We start from the raw sequence: 15,328 nt of genomic DNA on the forward strand, positions 1-15,328 counted from the left end.
AGGAGATCGACCCGGTGACGGATTCCGCCGCCGCGCCGTCGCCCGTACCGTGGCCGCGGCGGCGCGAGGGAGACGACGCCGCCGGACAGGAAGAACACGGGGGACACGGGCCCGCGGTACGGGGGAGCTTCGCCGAGCAACCGGGGTCCGTGCGGAAACAGCAGGGGGAGCGCCCCGGCAGGTACGGTGGCCCGTCTCGCTCCGGGGGGTGGCAGGGACGGGCCATCGCCGTGCGGCGCCGCCCACCGTGACGTTTCCTCAGCTGTGGATCGACCGGCCGTGGTCAACCGGCGTACCGGGGGTGCACCAGGGTGGAGGCCGGCAGGCCGGTGATCCTGGTGCGCTGTGCGGCGCGGGCGTCCTCGGCGAGCGAGGCCGCGGTCAGGGTGCGCGGACGCGGGGCCGCGGGGTCCAGGGCGAGCCGCGGGGGCGTGCGCGCGGCGAGGACGAAACCCCAGTCGCGGGCGGCCCGGTCGGTGCCTCGGGTGCGGTCGGGGCCCGCCGCATACGGGGAGTTGCGTCCGTCCACGCGGTAGGGCCGGGTGTGCAGTCCGGCCGCCCGGACGGTCGTCTCCACCGTCCAGTAGGTGCGCCGCCGGGTGGCGACCGGACCGGCGTGCACGACGAGCCGGCCCTCAGGGGTCAGTGCGCGCCGGGCCAGACCGTAGAACTCCTGCGCGTACAGCTTGGTGCTGTCCGTGATCCCGGGGTCGGGCAGGTCCTCGATCACCACGTCGTAGGCCGCCCGGGGTGCGGTGCGCAGCCAGGCGAAGGCGTCGGTGCAGACGGTGTGGACCCGCGGGTCGTCGTAGGAGTGGCCGTTGAGCCGGGTGAGCGCGGGGTCGGTGCGGGCCAGGCGGACGACGGCCGGGTCGAGGTCGACCACGTCCACGCGCCGCACCCCGGGGTGGCGCAGCACCTCGCGGGCGGCGAGTCCGTCGCCGCCGCCGAGGATCAGCACGCGCGCGTGCGGCCCGGCCATCGCCGGATGCACCAGGGCCTCGTGATAGCGGCGCTCGTCCCGGCCGTCGACGCGCAGCCGGCCGTCGAGGAAGAGATGGAACGGACGGCCGTGGGTGCCGCCGGACACGACGATCTCCTGGACGTCGCTCTGCAGCGCCACCCGGACGTCGGCGCCGTAGACCGCGTGCCGTGCGGCGTGTTCGAAGTCGCCGACGAGGACGGCACCGGTGGCGAGCAGGCCGAGCACGGTGAGGTTGGCGACGGTCAGCGTCCACCGGGCGCGCCGGGTCAGGTCCCACCGGAACAGGCCGAGCACCAGCGAGCCGCCGGCGACGACGTTGACCGCGCCGGTCAGCAGCGCGCCGGTGAGCTGGCCCAGCAGCGGCAGCAGCAGGAAGGGGAAGGCGAGCCCGCCGACGAGCGCGCCGACGTAGTCGGCCGCGAACAGGTCGGCGACCGCACCGCCCGCGTCCTGCCGGCGGATGCGCTGGATCAGCTCCATCAGCAGCGGCACTTCGGCGCCGATGAGCAGGCCGATGGTGAGGGAGAAGGCGACCAGCAGCCCGCGCGGTCCGTTCGACCACACCCCGCCCCAGCCGGCGGTCCAGGCGAAGGCCGCGTACAGCGCCATCGCACTGCACCCGCCGACCAGTGCGAGCGTCGCCTCGATGGCGGCGAAACCGGTGGCGGCGTGGCGGCGCAGCCGCTTGGCGGCGAGCGAGCCGATGCCCATCGCGAACACCATCACCGACAGCACCACGGAGGCCTGGGTGACCGAGTCGCCGATCAAGTACGAGGCGAGAGCGACGAGTTCGAGCTCGTAGACGAGTCCGCAGGCGGCGCAGACGAAGACGCCGGCCAGGACGAGGAACCGACCGGTGGCCGGGCGCACGGGCAGCTTCGCCGCACCGCTCGCGGCGGACGCCGCCACGGGGGGCGGGGCCGAGCGGGGCGGGGCCGGGGCGCGCGGTTCGATCACGGTGCGACGGTACGTCAGTGGAGGGGCACGCTTCGTCACCCACACGCGTGAAACGAGTGGCTACCGGTGTACGCGGGTGGTGTGGTGCCGGCGCTGGTCACCACCCGCGTGCGGGTGGCGACCAGCTGACCGTCCTGCGGGTAGGCGTGCCAGGTGCGCCAGTGCACCTGACCCTCCTGACGCTGCGCCAGCATGGCGGTGAAGGCGTGCGGGCTGCCCGGGAAGACACCGGCCAGTCCGTGGGGATGGTCGGAGACGAGGGCCAGCAGCTCCTGGGCGCGTCCGGCGAACGACCCGGGCGAGAGCACCTCCACCCGGGCCGCGAACTCGTACTCCCAGTCGCCGACCCGCTTGGCGACCCCCAGCGGCAGGGGCGTGCTGGATCCCGGGATGCATGCGACGGTCTCCGAACAGGTGCCCCACGGCTCCTCCAGGAGGACCTGGTGGGAGGCGCCGAGCAGCCGCAACTGCAGTCGTGCGCCCGACAGTTCGAGGTCGAGGGTGGCCAGTGCGGGCAGCGGCTCGCGCCCCAGGGCCCAGGCGAGGTCCGCGGCGCGGGTGTCGGTGTAGGAGGTGGTGAGGGTCGTGAGCATGGATCGGCTCCGCTAGCACGCAAAGAGAGAAGGCGAGTCGGGCCGGCGCGCCCCGGTCGACTCAGGGCGGACAGCCCGGTCGGTCCGGTTCGAAGAGATGATGAGCAGAACGCCCTGGGGCTGCGTCGGCGCTTCAAAAGCCAACCACGAACGGCCTAGTCTCCACAGCGTTTTTACCCAAGTCCGGGAGGTTTACATCCCTCAGAGGGCTTATGTGCTCAACTGTTCAACAACGGCGCGCGCCAGGGCGCGCGAGGACACCACACCAGGGCGCGCACAAACCGAGCGCTCCGGCGCACCTCTTCGAGCGCCCACGGCGCACAAGGACCCGGATCCGCCGGGTCCATGCCCATGTCCGAACACGCAACAGCCGTGTACAGCACCCTCGTTGACCTCGATGGCACCTCGCCCGGGTCCGCTTCCTCGGGCTTGCGGCCTCCTCGGCCCGGATCCGCTCCCCGGGCTTCCGTCCCCCTCGGCCCGGATCCGCTCCCCGGGCTTCCGTCCCCCTCGGCCCGGATCCGCCTTCTCGGGCTTCCGTCCCCCTCGGCCCGGTGGCCCGTCCGCGCAGGACCGGGCCCACCGGACCGAGGACCGGACCCCTCCCCCGGCTTCCGGCTTCCGGGTCAGCTGCCGCCGCCGCAGCCTCCTCCGCCGCCGCCTCCGCATCCCCCGCCGCCGCACGACGAGCCGCAGGAGGAGTGGCCGCCCGAGTGGTGGCCGCCGTGATGGCCGCCGGACGACGAGTCGCCGCCGCCCCAGTCCCAGTCGCCGGAGGCCCACCAGCCGGCGCCCCCGGAGCCGAACGCCCGGGCCCGCCGCCGCTTCCTCTGCCGTCCGATGCTGCTGGTACGCATCCCGCTGATCGTCGCGATCCCTGCGGCCACGACCATCACCGCGAGCACCGCCAGGGCGATGGAGATCACCATGGCGTCACGCTCCCTTCTTCTCCCCCGTCAGTACCGTCGGGAGCGCCCCCGTGGGCGCCTCGTTCGGCGTGTGCAGCGGTGATGCCCGGCCCTGTCACCGGCCAAAGCCGGGTTGAGCAAGCTCTGAGGTGGGCACGCGACGACGGCCCGTGGCCCGCGCGCACCGTCTCCGAGCCACGTGTGCACGAGCCGGCCCGCACGTCGAGCCACGTGTGCACGAGCCCGCCCGCGCCTCGCGCTGGATGTGCACGAGCCCGTCCGTGCCGCCGCCGCGGTCTCGGCCGCCGCGGCGGCACGCCGACGGGCGAGGGGGCCTGAGTACCCGTACCCGGCGATCAGCAGGGCGAGGAGCACGAGGGTCTCGGCCGTCCCCCACACCCAGATGGACGCGCCGGCCTGCTCGGGCGGCGACTGGGCAGGCACCCCCACTCGAAACGTCAACACTCTTCGGACCGGACCATGGACGCCACACGGCCGGACACGGTTGAGGAACCACGCGGCTTCGGCGCAGGATGACCGGCATGACCTCCAGCGCACGCCCGATCCTCAACCGCCGGCTCGCCGCGTTCGGGACGACGATCTTCGCAGAGATGTCCGCCCTGGCCGCCGCGACCGGGGCGATCAACCTGGGGCAGGGGTTCCCGGACACCGACGGCCCCGAGGAGATCCGCGAGGCGGCGGTACGGGCGCTGCGCGACGGACGCGGCAACCAGTACCCGCCGGGCCCCGGCGTGCCGGAGCTGCGCACCGCGATCGCGGCCCACCAGCAGCGGCGCTACGGCCTGACGTACGACCCGGACACCGAGGTGCTGGTCACCGCCGGCGCCACCGAGGCCATCGCGGCGTCGCTCCTGGCCCTGGTGGAACCCGGGGACGAGGTCGTCGCCCTGGAGCCCTACTACGACTCGTACGCGGCCTGCATCGCGATGGCGGGCGGGCGGCGCGTCCCGGTGACGCTGCGCCCGCACGACGGCGCGTTCCGGCTGGACCTGGACGAGCTGCGGGCGGCCGTCACCGACCGCACCCGGCTGCTGCTGATCAACACCCCGCACAACCCGACCGGGACGGTCCTCACCCGCGAGGAGCTGGCCGCGATCGCCGAGCTGGCCGTCGAGCGGGACCTGCTGGTGGTCACCGACGAGGTGTACGAGCACCTGGTCTTCGACGACGCCGTCCATGTGCCGATCGCCACGCTGCCCGGGATGCGCGAGCGGACCGTGACCATCAGTTCGGCCGGCAAGACATGGTCGTACACGGGGTGGAAGGTCGGCTGGGTGACCGCGTCGCCCGCGCTGGTCACGGCGGTGCGCACGGCGAAGCAGTTCCTGACGTACGTCTCGTCGGGGCCCTTCCAGTACGCGATCGCCGAGGCGCTGAACCTGCCCGAGGACTACTTCACGGCGCTGCGGGAGGATCTGCGGGCCAAGCGGGATCTGCTGGCGACGGGGCTGGAGAAGGCCGGCTTCGCGGTGTTCCGGCCGGCCGGCACGTATTTCGTCACCGCCGACATCCGCCCCCTCGGGGAGAGCGACGGCTTCGCCTTCTGCCGGTCGCTGCCCGAACGCGCCGGCGTGGTGGCCATCCCGAACGCCGTCTTCTACGACCACCGCGAGGAGGGGGCGCCGTTCGTGCGGTTCGCCTTCTGCAAACGGCAGGAGACCCTGCGGGAGGCCGCCGAGCGGCTGGCGGGCCTGCGCCACGGGTGAACGGCCCCGCGGCCGCGCGGGCGCTGCTCGTGACGCACGACGCGGGCACTGCTCATGACGCATGACGACAGCCCGGCCCCAAGAGCCGGCCTCACGGGGCCGGTGTCCTGGGTGCCGGGCTGTCGTGTGCGTGTGGTGCCCGTGTCCGTGCGGTCGCCGTCACGCGTGCGCCGGGGCGGGCGGCACGGTCACGCCTCGCCGTCGTCCTGCGGGCGGTCGGCGTCGTTGATCTCTCCCTCCAGGCCCAGCTGCTCGATGAGCCACCGGTCGAACTCGATGGCGGCGCGCACCCAGCTCACGGTCGAGGACACGAAGTGCTCCAGGCTCACGCCCATGCCGATGAGCATCTGCGCCTCGCCGATCAGGCGCACGGTGCCGTCGTCGTGGGTGTGGGTGTACACCTTCGGCCACAGGGTGCGGCGGTTCCAGTCGTCGATGGACTCCAGCAGCTGCGGCTTCTCGTCGATCTTGTGCGGCCGGTCGTAGAACGTCCGCACGGAGAAGACCTGCTGCTCGGCCTCGCCGCGGAACATGAAGTACGTGCGGAACTGCTCCCACGGAGCGACGAGGTCGCCCTCCTCGTCGACCAGGTGCTTGAGTTCCATCTGGTCCAGGAGCTGCTTCACGAGGTCCTGATCCGGGACGACGGGGCCCGCCGGTCCTTGGGGCTGCGGATTGGGCTGACCCCCGAAGTTCGGAATCGAGGACGGGTCGATGCTCACCGTGTTTTTCCCTTCGTACGGATCCTGCCATCCTCCCCCATGCGGGGAGGGGGGTGGCAAGCCCCGCGACGGGCTTGTCAGCCCTCGGCTGACACGATCGGGCCGGACGGGTGGCCGCGGGCCCCACCCGGCGGAACCGGAACGTCCGCGGCAGCCGGGCCGACCGGTGACGACGCCCGGCGCGGCGGGCTCCCGGCACGCCGCGGGCCGCCACCCGACGGGTGACGGCCCACCGCGGACGGGGTCGGATCACAGGGTCTTGCCGGTGGCCGGCCCCACCAGCAGGCCCTCGCCGAAGCGGTCGACGCGCACCGTGTCGCCGTCCTTGATCTCGCCGGCCAGGATCTCCTTGGCCAGCCGGTCGCCGATGGCGGTCTGCACCAGCCGGCGCAGCGGGCGGGCGCCGTAGGCCGGGTCCAGGCCCTCCTCGGCGAGCCACTCCAGCGCCTCGTCGGTGACCTCCAGGGTCAGGCGCCGCTCGTGCAGGCGCCGGGCCAGCCGGTCGATCTGCAGCTTGGCGATCCGGCTCAGCTCCTGCTTGGTCAGCGCGGAGAAGACGACCAGGTCGTCCAGCCGGTTGAGGAACTCCGGCTTGAACGAGGCGCGGACCACCTCCAGCACCTGCTCCCGCTTCTCCTCCTCGCTGGTGATCGGGTCGATCAGGAACTGGCTGCCCAGGTTGGAGGTGAGGATCAGGATGGTGTTGCGGAAGTCGACCGTGCGGCCCTGACCGTCGGTCAGCCGGCCGTCGTCCAGGACCTGAAGGAGGATGTCGAAGACCTCCGGGTGGGCCTTCTCCACCTCGTCCAGCAGGATCACGCTGTACGGGCGGCGGCGCACCGCCTCCGTCAGCTGGCCGCCCTCCTCGTAGCCGACGTAGCCGGGCGGGGCGCCGACCAGCCGGGCCACGCTGTGCTTCTCGCTGTACTCCGACATGTCGATGCGGACCATGGCCCGCTCGTCGTCGAAGAGGAAGTCGGCGAGCGCCTTGGCCAGCTCCGTCTTGCCGACACCGGTCGGGCCGAGGAAGAGGAACGAGCCGGTGGGCCGGTCCGGGTCGGAGATGCCGGCGCGGCTGCGGCGCACCGCGTCGGAGACCGCGCGCACCGCCTCGCTCTGGCCGATCAGCCGCTTGCCGATCTCCTCCTCCATGCGCAGCAGCTTCTGCGTCTCGCCCTCCAGCAGCCGGCCGGCCGGGATGCCCGTCCAGGAGGCGACGACGTCGGCGATGTCGTCCGGGCCGACCTCCTCCTTGACCATGGTGTCCTTGGCGGCCTCCTCCTCGGCGCGCGAGGCGGCCTCCAGTTCCTTCTCCAGCGCCGGGATCTCGCCGTACAGCAGCTTGGAGGCGGTGTCGAAGTCGCCGTCGCGCTGGGCGCGCTCGGCCTGGCCGCGCAGGTCGTCCAGCTTCTCCTTCAGCTCACCGACCCGGTTGAGGGACTGCTTCTCCTTCTCCCAGCGGGCGGTCAGGCCGCGCAGCTCCTCCTCCTTGTCGGCGAGGTCGCGGCGCAGCTTCTCCAGCCGCTCGCGGGAGGGCGCGTCGGTCTCCTTCTCCAGGGCCAGCTCCTCCATGCGCAGCCGGTCCACCGCGCGCTGCAGCTCGTCGATCTCCACGGGCGAGGAGTCGATCTCCATGCGCAGGCGGGAGGCGGCCTCGTCGACCAGGTCGATCGCCTTGTCCGGCAGGAAGCGGGAGGTGATGTACCGGTCGGACAGGGTCGCGGCGGCCACCAGCGCGGAGTCGTTGATCTGCACCTTGTGGTGGGCCTCGTAGCGGCCCTTGAGTCCGCGCAGGATCGCGATGGTGTCCTCCACTCCGGGCTCGGCGACCAGCACCTGCTGGAAGCGCCGCTCCAGCGCGGGGTCCTTCTCGATCCGCTCCCGGTACTCGTCGAGCGTGGTCGCACCGACCATGCGCAGCTCGCCGCGGGCCAGCATCGGCTTGAGCATGTTGCCGGCGTCCATGGCGGAGTCGCCGCCCGCGCCGGCGCCGACGACGGTGTGCAGCTCGTCGATGAAGGTGATGATCCGGCCGTCCGACTCCTTGATCTCGGACAGCACGGTCTTCAGCCGCTCCTCGAACTCGCCGCGGTACTTCGCGCCCGCGACCATCGCGCCGAGATCGAGCGCGACCAGCCGCTTGTCCTTCAGGGACTCGGGCACGTCGCCCTTGACGATCCGCTGGGCGAGCCCCTCGACGACGGCGGTCTTGCCGACGCCGGGCTCGCCGATGAGGACCGGGTTGTTCTTGGTGCGGCGCGAGAGCACCTGCACCACGCGGCGGATCTCCTGGTCCCGGCCGATCACCGGGTCGAGCCGGCCCTCCCGCGCCGCCGCGGTCAGGTCGGTACCGAACTTCTCCAGGGCCTTGTACTGGCCCTCGGGGTCGGGTGTGGTCACCCGGCGCCCTCCCCTCGCCTTCTGGAACGCCTCCTGCAGCTTCGTCGCGTCCGCCCCCTGCCGCTTCAGCACCTCCCCGGCGGCGCCGCCCTTGGCGGCGATGCCGATGAGCAGGTGCTCGGTCGACAGGTACTCGTCGCCCAGGTCCTTGGCACGGCTCTGCGCGTCCGCGAGGACCGCCAGCAGCTCACGGTTGGGCTGGGGCGGCGCGACCGTGGAGCCGGTCACGCTGGGCAGCGACGCCAGCACCCGCTCGGCACCGGCACGGACGGACGCCTGGTCGGCGTCGACGGCCGCCAGCAGGTCGATGATGTTCTCGTTGTCCTGACCCTCGAGCAAGGCGAGGAGCAGGTGCGCCGGGGTGAGGTCGGGGTGTCCCTCGGTCACGGCCCGGTTGCCGGCCGCCTGAAGGGCGTCCCGGCTCCTGTTGGTCAGCTCGGCGTCCACGGTCGCTTCTTCCCTCCTTGGCGTCAGCGGTCTGCCACGTCTCCCACTGCTGACTCAGCCAACATACACAAACTTGAGTCTATTCCACTCAAGGTCGAGCGGGGAGGTGCGGCGACGGCTAAGTTCCCGCCCATGGGCACCAGCACGTATTCCCTCGACCCGGGCGCACCCGACGCGGCGTACCTCGCCTTCTGGCAGGAGCGGCACCTGTGCACCCTGACCACCCTCCGCCCCGACGGCACCCCGCACGTGGTCCCGGTCGGGGTGACGTACGACCCCGGGGCACGCCTGGCGCGGGTGATCACCAACCGGTCGAGCGCCAAGGTGCGGCATGTGCGGGCGGCCGGCGAGCAGGGCGCACCGGTGGCGGTGTGCCAGGTGGACGGCCGGCGGTGGGCCACGCTGGAGGGGCGCGCGTTCGTCCGGACCGAGCCGGAGCGGGTCGCCGAGGCCGAACGCCGGTACGCCGAGCGCTACCGACGCACACCGGCACCGAACCCGGACCGCGTGGTGATCGAGATCGAGCTGACCCGCGCCCTGGGCCGCGACTGAGAAAGCACGACGCCCGGACGCCGGCAGGTGCGGAACCCACCGGCGTCCGGGCGAACGACAGCGGCGTCACCGTGTTCAGGTCACGGTGACGCCGCTGCGGGGGGAAGCGCCTGAGCGATCTGTTACGACGGGGGAATCGCGTCAGGCACTGCGGGGGGTGGCTGTCATGGTCCGGAGACCGGCGGGTTCCCGCGCCACCTCGCGGTGGTCCCGCTGGTCGAGATTCACGAAGATCATTCCATAGCGGATGGCACACCGCACGGGCTGCGGCGCACCCCGGGGCCGCCGCAGGCACCGATAGGCCCGTACGTCCCCGTCCTCGTCCCGCGTGACGACGACCGGCTCACCGAACACCGTCACCATCAACGAGTCACCGCTGTGCGGGATGGCGGTGACCAGGTCGATGAAGTGCCAGCCGGAACGGTAGGCGGTGGCCATCTCACGCCGGAAGGAGCGGTCGTCCGGTGGGCTGGTCACATCAGCTCCCGGAACTGTCTGCCGTGTCCGCAGTGTCCGCAGGAGCCATGGACACAGGTGCCGCAGGCCACTTACTGTCCGCCCGGTCCACACTCTTCGTCGCTGACAGCCCGCCCAGAACCGCGAGGGCCACAACGGCGGAGAAGGTGGCGACAAGTACCGAGCGAAGCGCTCTCTTACCCATAGTCGGCTTCGTCCTCACTCGAAGGTCCCCTCTTCCCCCGTCCGATACGACGATGGCTTATTCGGGCACATCATGGCCACACAATCGATGCATCATGTTCCTGCACGTTCAGGACCCTGGGGGGTGGAGATTTGGTAGCAAATCAGACGAAGGGGACACATCCTCACGCGGTCACCGAGATGTGCGAGGAAGGCAGCCGGCTGTACGCCCATGCACTGCGCACCGGGCGCATCTCCCGGGACGACGCCCGAGCGGCCCCCTGCCTCATGGAGTTCGCCCTGCTCCACCCCGATCCGGACGACCCGGACTGGCTGCGCCCCGTCCCGGCGGCCGTGGCCCTGGCCCGCCGGCTCACCCCGCTCGAACACGAGATAGCCGAACGCCGACGGCGCTCGATCGAACTGTCCGACGCCTTCGAGCCGTTCCTGCACCTCAGTACGCAGACGGCGTCCCCCACCCACTCCATCACGGTGCTGGAGGGCAGCGACCGCATCAACGCGGCACTGGACCTGGCCACCTCCCAGTGCCAGAGCGAGATGCTCACCGTGCAGCCCAGCAACCGCTTCACCGAGCGGACCATCCGGCAGGGCCTGGAGCGCGACACGGCCCTGGTCGACCGCGGAGTGCGCATCCGCACCCTGTACCAGCACACCGTCCGCTACAACCTCGAACAGCTCGCCTACGTCGACCACCTCGCCAACGGCAAGGTCGAGTACCGCACCATCGACGAACTGGTCGAACGCCTCATCATCTGCGACGAGTCCGTCGCCTTCATCCCCACCCGCGACGACCAGAAGGTCGCCCTGGAACTCCGCCACCCCGGACTCGTCCGCTACCTGATCAAAGTCTTCGAGTTCATGTGGAACCGCGCGGTCCCGCTGAGCGCCACCACGCCCTACGAGACCGCCCTCGACGGCATCACCGAGATCCAGTACTCCATCGCCAAACTTCTGGTGGAGGGCCACGTCGACGAGGCGATCGCCCGCCGTCTGGGGATGAACGTACGCACCTGCCGGGCGCACATCGCCAAGCTGGCCCACGCTCTGGGCAGCGGCAGCCGCGCCCAACTGGGCTATCTCATCGGGCGATCCGGTCTTCTGGACCGGGATCGCTGAGCACCTCCCGGCCGGGCTCGCCCGGCGAGACGGCCCGGCGCGGCTTGTCCAGGCCCGCCTGCGCGATCCGCACGCCCAGCTGCGTACGGCTGGCCGCGCCCAGCGTCTCCGACAGCCGGGCGATGTGCGCCCGGCAGGTGCGCACGCTGATGCCCAGCCGCTCGGCGATCACCGCGTCCTGGTGGCCCTCGGCCAGCAGCGCGGCGATGGACTGCTCACGGTGCGAAATGCCCTCGATCCCGGTGTCCGGCAGCGGCGCGGTGAGCGGGATCGCCAGCCGCCACAGCCGTTCGAACACCGTCACCAGATACTCCACCAGCGCCGGATGCCGCAGCTCCAGCGCCATGGTGCGGTCGGCGTTGGCGGGGATGAAGGCGACCGTGCGGTCGAACAGGATCAGCCGGTCGATCACCTCGTCCAGGGTGCGCGCCTCGACCGCGTCGCCCATCAGCTCCAGATAGTTGAGCAACCCCTGCCCGTGCCGGGCGACATGGGTGTACAGGTCGCGCATCCGCACGCCCCGGCGGCGCAGCTCCAGCGCCCGGTGCAGACCCTCGGACAGCTCGTGCTCGCGACGGATGCCGCCGGGCTGGACGGTGAGCACCTCCGTGCGCGCTTCCCGGGTCGCCTCGTCCATGGCCGCCTGGATCCGCGACAGGCCGTCCAGCACCCGGATCGAGGTGCCCTCCCCCGCGGACGGGGAGCGCCGCACCCGCCGGTCCAGGCCCGCGTACCGCTCGAACGCGGCCACGGCCGACCCCACCCGCCGGTGGCTGTCGCTCACCTCCTGGTACACCGACCGCAGCAGCCGGGTCATGACCTCCTGCGGCGCCGTGGGCACCAGGAAGTCCATGTCGTCGGGGTCCGGGTGCAACAGGGCCAGCTCCAGCAGGCACGGCACCGGCTCGGCGTCGCTGCGCGGCACCCGGCCATGCCGCACGGCCCGGGAGTACACACGGTCCCCCGCCTCGCACAGTCGGTCGGCCCCGTGCGGATGCTCCTGGCTCCCGTGAATCCCGCCCCCGGTCATGGCCTGTCTCACCCCCGGTTTACGCGTAGTTCCGCAGCGCAACTATGCGCGGCGCGGACCGGGTGTGCAACACGACTCCCGGGCGCCCGCGGCCGGGGCGCGACCGGTATCGCCCGGTGTGTACGGGAGTCGAACGGACGGGCCTCGGCCCACCGGCGCACGGTGCGCTTGAGGACCGTCCGGGGCGGCGGCTACAGCAGGCCGGCGGCCGCACAGGCCGGCTGGTACGCGGCCGTGCAGATCTCGGAGATCTTGTAGATGCCGTCGGCCACGACGGTGCTCTTGATGTTCTTCTTCGTCAGCGCGACGACGGAGACCAACTGCGCCGGGATGTTCTTCTGCGTGGGGCTGTCCACCGTGTCCCGGGCCAGCGAATCGAACTCGATGTCTCTGCCCTGCACCTTGGCGATCGCCATCTGCGCGGCGTTCTCCGCCTCCGTCGGATAGGGCTTGTACACGCTCATGTACTGCTCGCCCGTCACGATCCGCTGCACCGCTTCCAGATCGGCGTCCTGGCCGGTGATGGGCGGCAGCTGGGTGACCCCCAGATCCTTGAACGCCTTGATGACGCCGCCCGCCATGCCGTCGTTGGCGGAGTAGACCCCGTCGATGCCGCTCACGCCGAGCTGCTGGATGGCCTTGGCCATGTTCGCCCGGGCGTTCTCCGGCTTCCAGTCCTTGGTGTCGTAGGACCGGGCCACCGTCACCTTCCCGTCCAGCTGCGACAGGGCGGCCTTCTTGAACTGCGAGGCGTTCGGGTCGGTGGGCGAGCCGTTCATCATCACGATCCGGGGCCGGCCGCCGCCGGACGAGTCGAGGGCCTCCAGCAGCGTGCGCCCCTGCACCTCCCCGACCAGCTCGTTGTCGAAGGAGATGTAGGCGTCGATGGGCCCCTCGGCGAGCCGGTCGTAGGCGATCACCGGTATGCCCGCGTCCTTGGCCTTCTGCACCTCGCCCGCGATGGCGTGCGCGTCGACGGCGTCGAGCAGGATGACATCGACCTTTTCGTCGATCATCTTCCTCATCTGGGCGGCCTGCCGGGTCTTGCTGGACCGGGCGTTGGCGTACTCCACCACGCCCTGCTTGTGGGTGAGTTCGGAGACCTTCTCCTTGATGATGGGGTAGTCGAACTTCTCGTACCGCTTGTTCTCCGTCTCCGGCAGCAGCAGTCCGACCCGCACGTCGTCCCCCTTGGACGGGCCCGCGGAGGCGCTGCTCCCCGACCCCCCGAGCGCGCCGCAGCCGACGAGCGTGAGGGGCAGCGCGGAGGAGGCCACGGCCAGGGCGAGACGACGCTTCGAGGTGATCACTTCTGGTGCCTTCCGGACGAGGGCGCAGGTTTCGGCCAGACGTCTGAAAAGCCAACGCTCAGGCCGCCACCGGCGTCAAGCGGAATGACTTAACGAGATGACAACACCACGCAGCGTCGCCCTGTGAAGACCTCGCAAATCCTCACGGACCCCCCTGCGGACAGCCGTTACCCGACCCTCACCTCGCGACCGGCCGGTGACCGGCCCCACCCGGCCGGCCACCGCACGATGCGTACCGGAATGCGGCGAGGGGCCCGGAGACAGCTCTCCGGACCCCTCGCCGCCGCGTGCTTCGGACGCCGTCAGTCGGTCTGCTGCCGCTTCGGACGCCAGACCACCAGCGCGCTGGACTGCTGGACGTCCTGGTACGGCACCAGGTCCCTGCGGTAGGAGGCATGGACGGCCGCCTCCCGCTGCTGCATCGCGGCCGCCGCGCCCTCCAGGGCCGCCTCCAGCTCCGCGATGCGGGACTGCAGGGCCGACACCTGGTTCTCCAGCTCGATGATGCGCTTGATTCCGGCCAGATTGATGCCCTCGTTCTGCGACAGCTGCTGCACCTGACGGAGCAGCTCGATGTCGCGGGCCGAGTAGCGGCGGCCCCGCCCGGCGGTGCGGTCGGGGGACACCAGGCCCAGCCGGTCGTACTGACGGAGCGTCTGCGGGTGCAGTCCGGACAGCTGCGCGGCCACGGAGATGACGTACACCGGCGTGTCTTCCGTCAGTTCGTACGGGTTGCGGCGGCGGCCGTCCATCTGACTCATGCTCCCTTCGCGGCCTTGAACAGCTCCGCCCGCGGGTCCTCGCCCGCGGTCGCCTCGCGATACGCCTCCAGCGCGTCACGAGCCTTCCCCGACAGGTCCTTGGGGACACTCACCTCCACGGTGATCAGCAGGTCACCACGGGTGCCGTCCTTGCGGACCGCGCCCTTGCCCCTGGCGCGCATGGTACGACCGTTCGGCGTACCGGGGGGAAGTTTCAGCGTCACCGGCGGACCGCCGAGGGTGGGCACCCGCACCTCTCCGCCGAGCGCGGCCTCCGCGAAGGTGACCGGCACCGTGACGGTGAGGTTGTCGCCCTTGCGCCCGAAGACCGGGTGCTCGCCGACGTGGACGACCACGTACAGATCGCCCGCCGGTCCGCCCCGCTCGCCCGGCGCGCCCTTGCCCCGCAGCCGGATGCGCTGCCCGTCGCGCACCCCGGCGGGGATGCGCACCTGCATCGTCCGGGAGGACTTGGCACGCCCGGAGCCCTTGCAGACGTCGCACGGGTTCTCCGCGATCAGCCCGCGGCCCTTGCAGTCCGGGCACGGGTCGGTCAGCGAGAAACCGCCGCCGGAACCGCGCGTGACCTGCCCGGTGCCGACACAGGTCGGGCACACCCGCGGCGTGCCGTTCCGGTCGCCGGTGCCGGAGCAGGCCTTGCACGGCGCCTGCGAGGACATCCGCAGGGGGACGGTGGCCCCTTCGATGGCCTCCGTGAAGCTGAGCGTGACCTCGGACTCCACGTCCTGGCCGCGCCGGGGCTGGGTGCGCGTGCCGGCGCCCCCTCGGTTGAACAGGCCCCCGAAGACGTCACCGAGCCCGCCGGCGAAGCCGCCCTGAGAGCCCGAGAACAGGTCGCTCAGGTCGAAGTTGAACGAGCCGCCGGCACCCGGCCCGGGGCGGAAGCCGCCGTTGCCGAACAGGGCGCGGGCCTCGTCGTACTCCTTGCGCTTCTTGGGGTCGCCGAGCACGTCGGCCGCCTCGGAGATCTCCTTGAAGCGCTCCTCGGCTTTGGCGTTGCCCTTGTTGGCGTCCGGGTGGTACTCGCGGGCGAGCTTCCGGTACGCCTTCTTGATCTCGGCCTCGGTGGCGTCCTTGGGGACGCCGAGGACCTTGTAGTAGTCCTTCTCGATGAAGTCCTTGGTGCTCATCCCCGACGT

Annotated in this window: 13 protein-coding genes; 3 read left to right on the top strand and 10 right to left on the bottom strand. The window is 71.6% G+C overall.

The genetic code is table 11. The features are described from left to right. Nucleotides 1-283 precede the first annotated feature (283 nt). The 3 genes from OG899_RS12475 to OG899_RS12485 all read right to left on the bottom strand — a co-directional run bounded on the left by OG899_RS12475 (nt 284) and on the right by OG899_RS12485 (nt 3,464). Nucleotides 284-1,942 (bottom strand): polyamine aminopropyltransferase, encoded by a 1,659-nt coding sequence (locus OG899_RS12475; protein WP_125498955.1) that lies wholly within the window; start codon nt 1,940-1,942, stop codon nt 284-286. 35 nt (nt 1,943-1,977) lie between these two features. After that, complete coding sequence (locus OG899_RS12480) at nt 1,978-2,535, bottom strand: DUF2617 family protein (RefSeq protein WP_229813897.1); 558 nt, start codon at nt 2,533-2,535, stop codon at nt 1,978-1,980. A gap of 626 nt (nt 2,536-3,161) precedes the next feature. Beyond that, nucleotides 3,162-3,464, bottom strand: coding sequence for a hypothetical protein (locus OG899_RS12485; protein WP_125498954.1), 303 nt, complete (start codon nt 3,462-3,464; stop codon nt 3,162-3,164). Nucleotides 3,465-3,976: 512 nt separating this feature from the next. Between OG899_RS12485 and OG899_RS12490 the strand changes: the two genes are divergently transcribed. Further along, nucleotides 3,977-5,170 carry a pyridoxal phosphate-dependent aminotransferase gene (locus OG899_RS12490; protein ID WP_125498953.1) on the top strand — a complete coding sequence of 398 codons (1,194 nt, stop codon included), beginning with the start codon at nt 3,977-3,979 and terminating at the stop codon, nt 5,168-5,170. Nucleotides 5,171-5,358: 188 nt separating this feature from the next. Here the strand turns inward: OG899_RS12490 and OG899_RS12495 are convergent, their stop codons facing one another. Beyond that, a complete protein-coding gene (locus OG899_RS12495; RefSeq protein WP_125498952.1) occupies nt 5,359-5,892 on the bottom strand; it encodes a YbjN domain-containing protein in 534 nt (177 codons plus the stop codon). A gap of 249 nt (nt 5,893-6,141) precedes the next feature. Next, entirely contained in the window at nt 6,142-8,739 is a 2,598-nt protein-coding gene (gene clpB / locus OG899_RS12500) for an ATP-dependent chaperone ClpB (RefSeq protein WP_125498951.1), read from the bottom strand. Nucleotides 8,740-8,871: 132 nt separating this feature from the next. Here clpB and OG899_RS12505 point away from each other — a divergent pair, with 132 nt between their 5' ends. Next, nucleotides 8,872-9,291: a pyridoxamine 5'-phosphate oxidase family protein gene (locus tag OG899_RS12505; protein ID WP_125498950.1), complete on the top strand. Its 420-nt coding sequence runs from the start codon at nt 8,872-8,874 to the stop codon at nt 9,289-9,291. A 141-nt stretch (nt 9,292-9,432) separates the two neighbouring features. On the opposite strand, the gene OG899_RS12510 is transcribed toward OG899_RS12505, so the two are convergent. Then, nucleotides 9,433-9,768, bottom strand: coding sequence for a hypothetical protein (locus OG899_RS12510; RefSeq protein ID WP_125498949.1), 336 nt, complete (start codon nt 9,766-9,768; stop codon nt 9,433-9,435). A 363-nt stretch (nt 9,769-10,131) separates the two neighbouring features. Between OG899_RS12510 and OG899_RS12515 the strand changes: the two genes are divergently transcribed. Beyond that, nucleotides 10,132-11,067, top strand: coding sequence for a helix-turn-helix transcriptional regulator (locus OG899_RS12515; protein ID WP_229813895.1), 936 nt, complete (start codon nt 10,132-10,134; stop codon nt 11,065-11,067). Here OG899_RS12515 and OG899_RS12520 read toward each other — a convergent pair. From OG899_RS12520 to dnaJ, 4 genes are all read right to left on the bottom strand, one after another. After that, nucleotides 11,030-12,097, bottom strand: a complete 1,068-nt coding sequence (locus OG899_RS12520) for a helix-turn-helix transcriptional regulator (RefSeq protein WP_229813893.1) — start codon at nt 12,095-12,097, stop codon at nt 11,030-11,032. The genes OG899_RS12515 and OG899_RS12520 overlap by 38 nt on opposite strands. 191 nt (nt 12,098-12,288) lie before the next feature. After that, nucleotides 12,289-13,407, bottom strand: a complete 1,119-nt coding sequence (locus tag OG899_RS12525) for a substrate-binding domain-containing protein (protein WP_125498946.1) — start codon at nt 13,405-13,407, stop codon at nt 12,289-12,291. A gap of 302 nt (nt 13,408-13,709) precedes the next feature. Then, nucleotides 13,710-14,159 carry a heat shock protein transcriptional repressor HspR gene (locus OG899_RS12530; RefSeq protein WP_125498976.1) on the bottom strand — a complete coding sequence of 150 codons (450 nt, stop codon included), beginning with the start codon at nt 14,157-14,159 and terminating at the stop codon, nt 13,710-13,712. A gap of 5 nt (nt 14,160-14,164) precedes the next feature. Beyond that, nucleotides 14,165-15,319, bottom strand: a complete 1,155-nt coding sequence (gene dnaJ, locus OG899_RS12535; protein WP_125498945.1) for a molecular chaperone DnaJ — start codon at nt 15,317-15,319, stop codon at nt 14,165-14,167. Nucleotides 15,320-15,328: the final 9 nt, after the last annotated feature.

The organism is Streptomyces thermoviolaceus (genome assembly GCF_045209695.1).
In the GTDB taxonomy this organism is placed as follows: domain Bacteria; phylum Actinomycetota; class Actinomycetes; order Streptomycetales; family Streptomycetaceae; genus Streptomyces; species Streptomyces thermoviolaceus.

Coding starts and splice junctions, on each gene's coding strand:
- OG899_RS12480 (WP_229813897.1), bottom strand. CDS start 2,535: ATGCTCACGACCCTCACCACCTCCTACACCGACACCCGCGCCGCGGAC.
- OG899_RS12485 (WP_125498954.1), bottom strand. CDS start 3,464: ATGGTGATCTCCATCGCCCTGGCGGTGCTCGCGGTGATGGTCGTGGCC.
- OG899_RS12490 (WP_125498953.1), top strand. CDS start 3,977: ATGACCGGCATGACCTCCAGCGCACGCCCGATCCTCAACCGCCGGCTC.
- OG899_RS12505 (WP_125498950.1), top strand. CDS start 8,872: ATGGGCACCAGCACGTATTCCCTCGACCCGGGCGCACCCGACGCGGCG.
- OG899_RS12515 (WP_229813895.1), top strand. CDS start 10,132: ATGTGCGAGGAAGGCAGCCGGCTGTACGCCCATGCACTGCGCACCGGG.
- OG899_RS12520 (WP_229813893.1), bottom strand. CDS start 12,097: ATGACCGGGGGCGGGATTCACGGGAGCCAGGAGCATCCGCACGGGGCC.
- OG899_RS12530 (WP_125498976.1), bottom strand. CDS start 14,159: ATGGACGGCCGCCGCCGCAACCCGTACGAACTGACGGAAGACACGCCG.
- dnaJ (WP_125498945.1), bottom strand. CDS start 15,319: ATGAGCACCAAGGACTTCATCGAGAAGGACTACTACAAGGTCCTCGGC.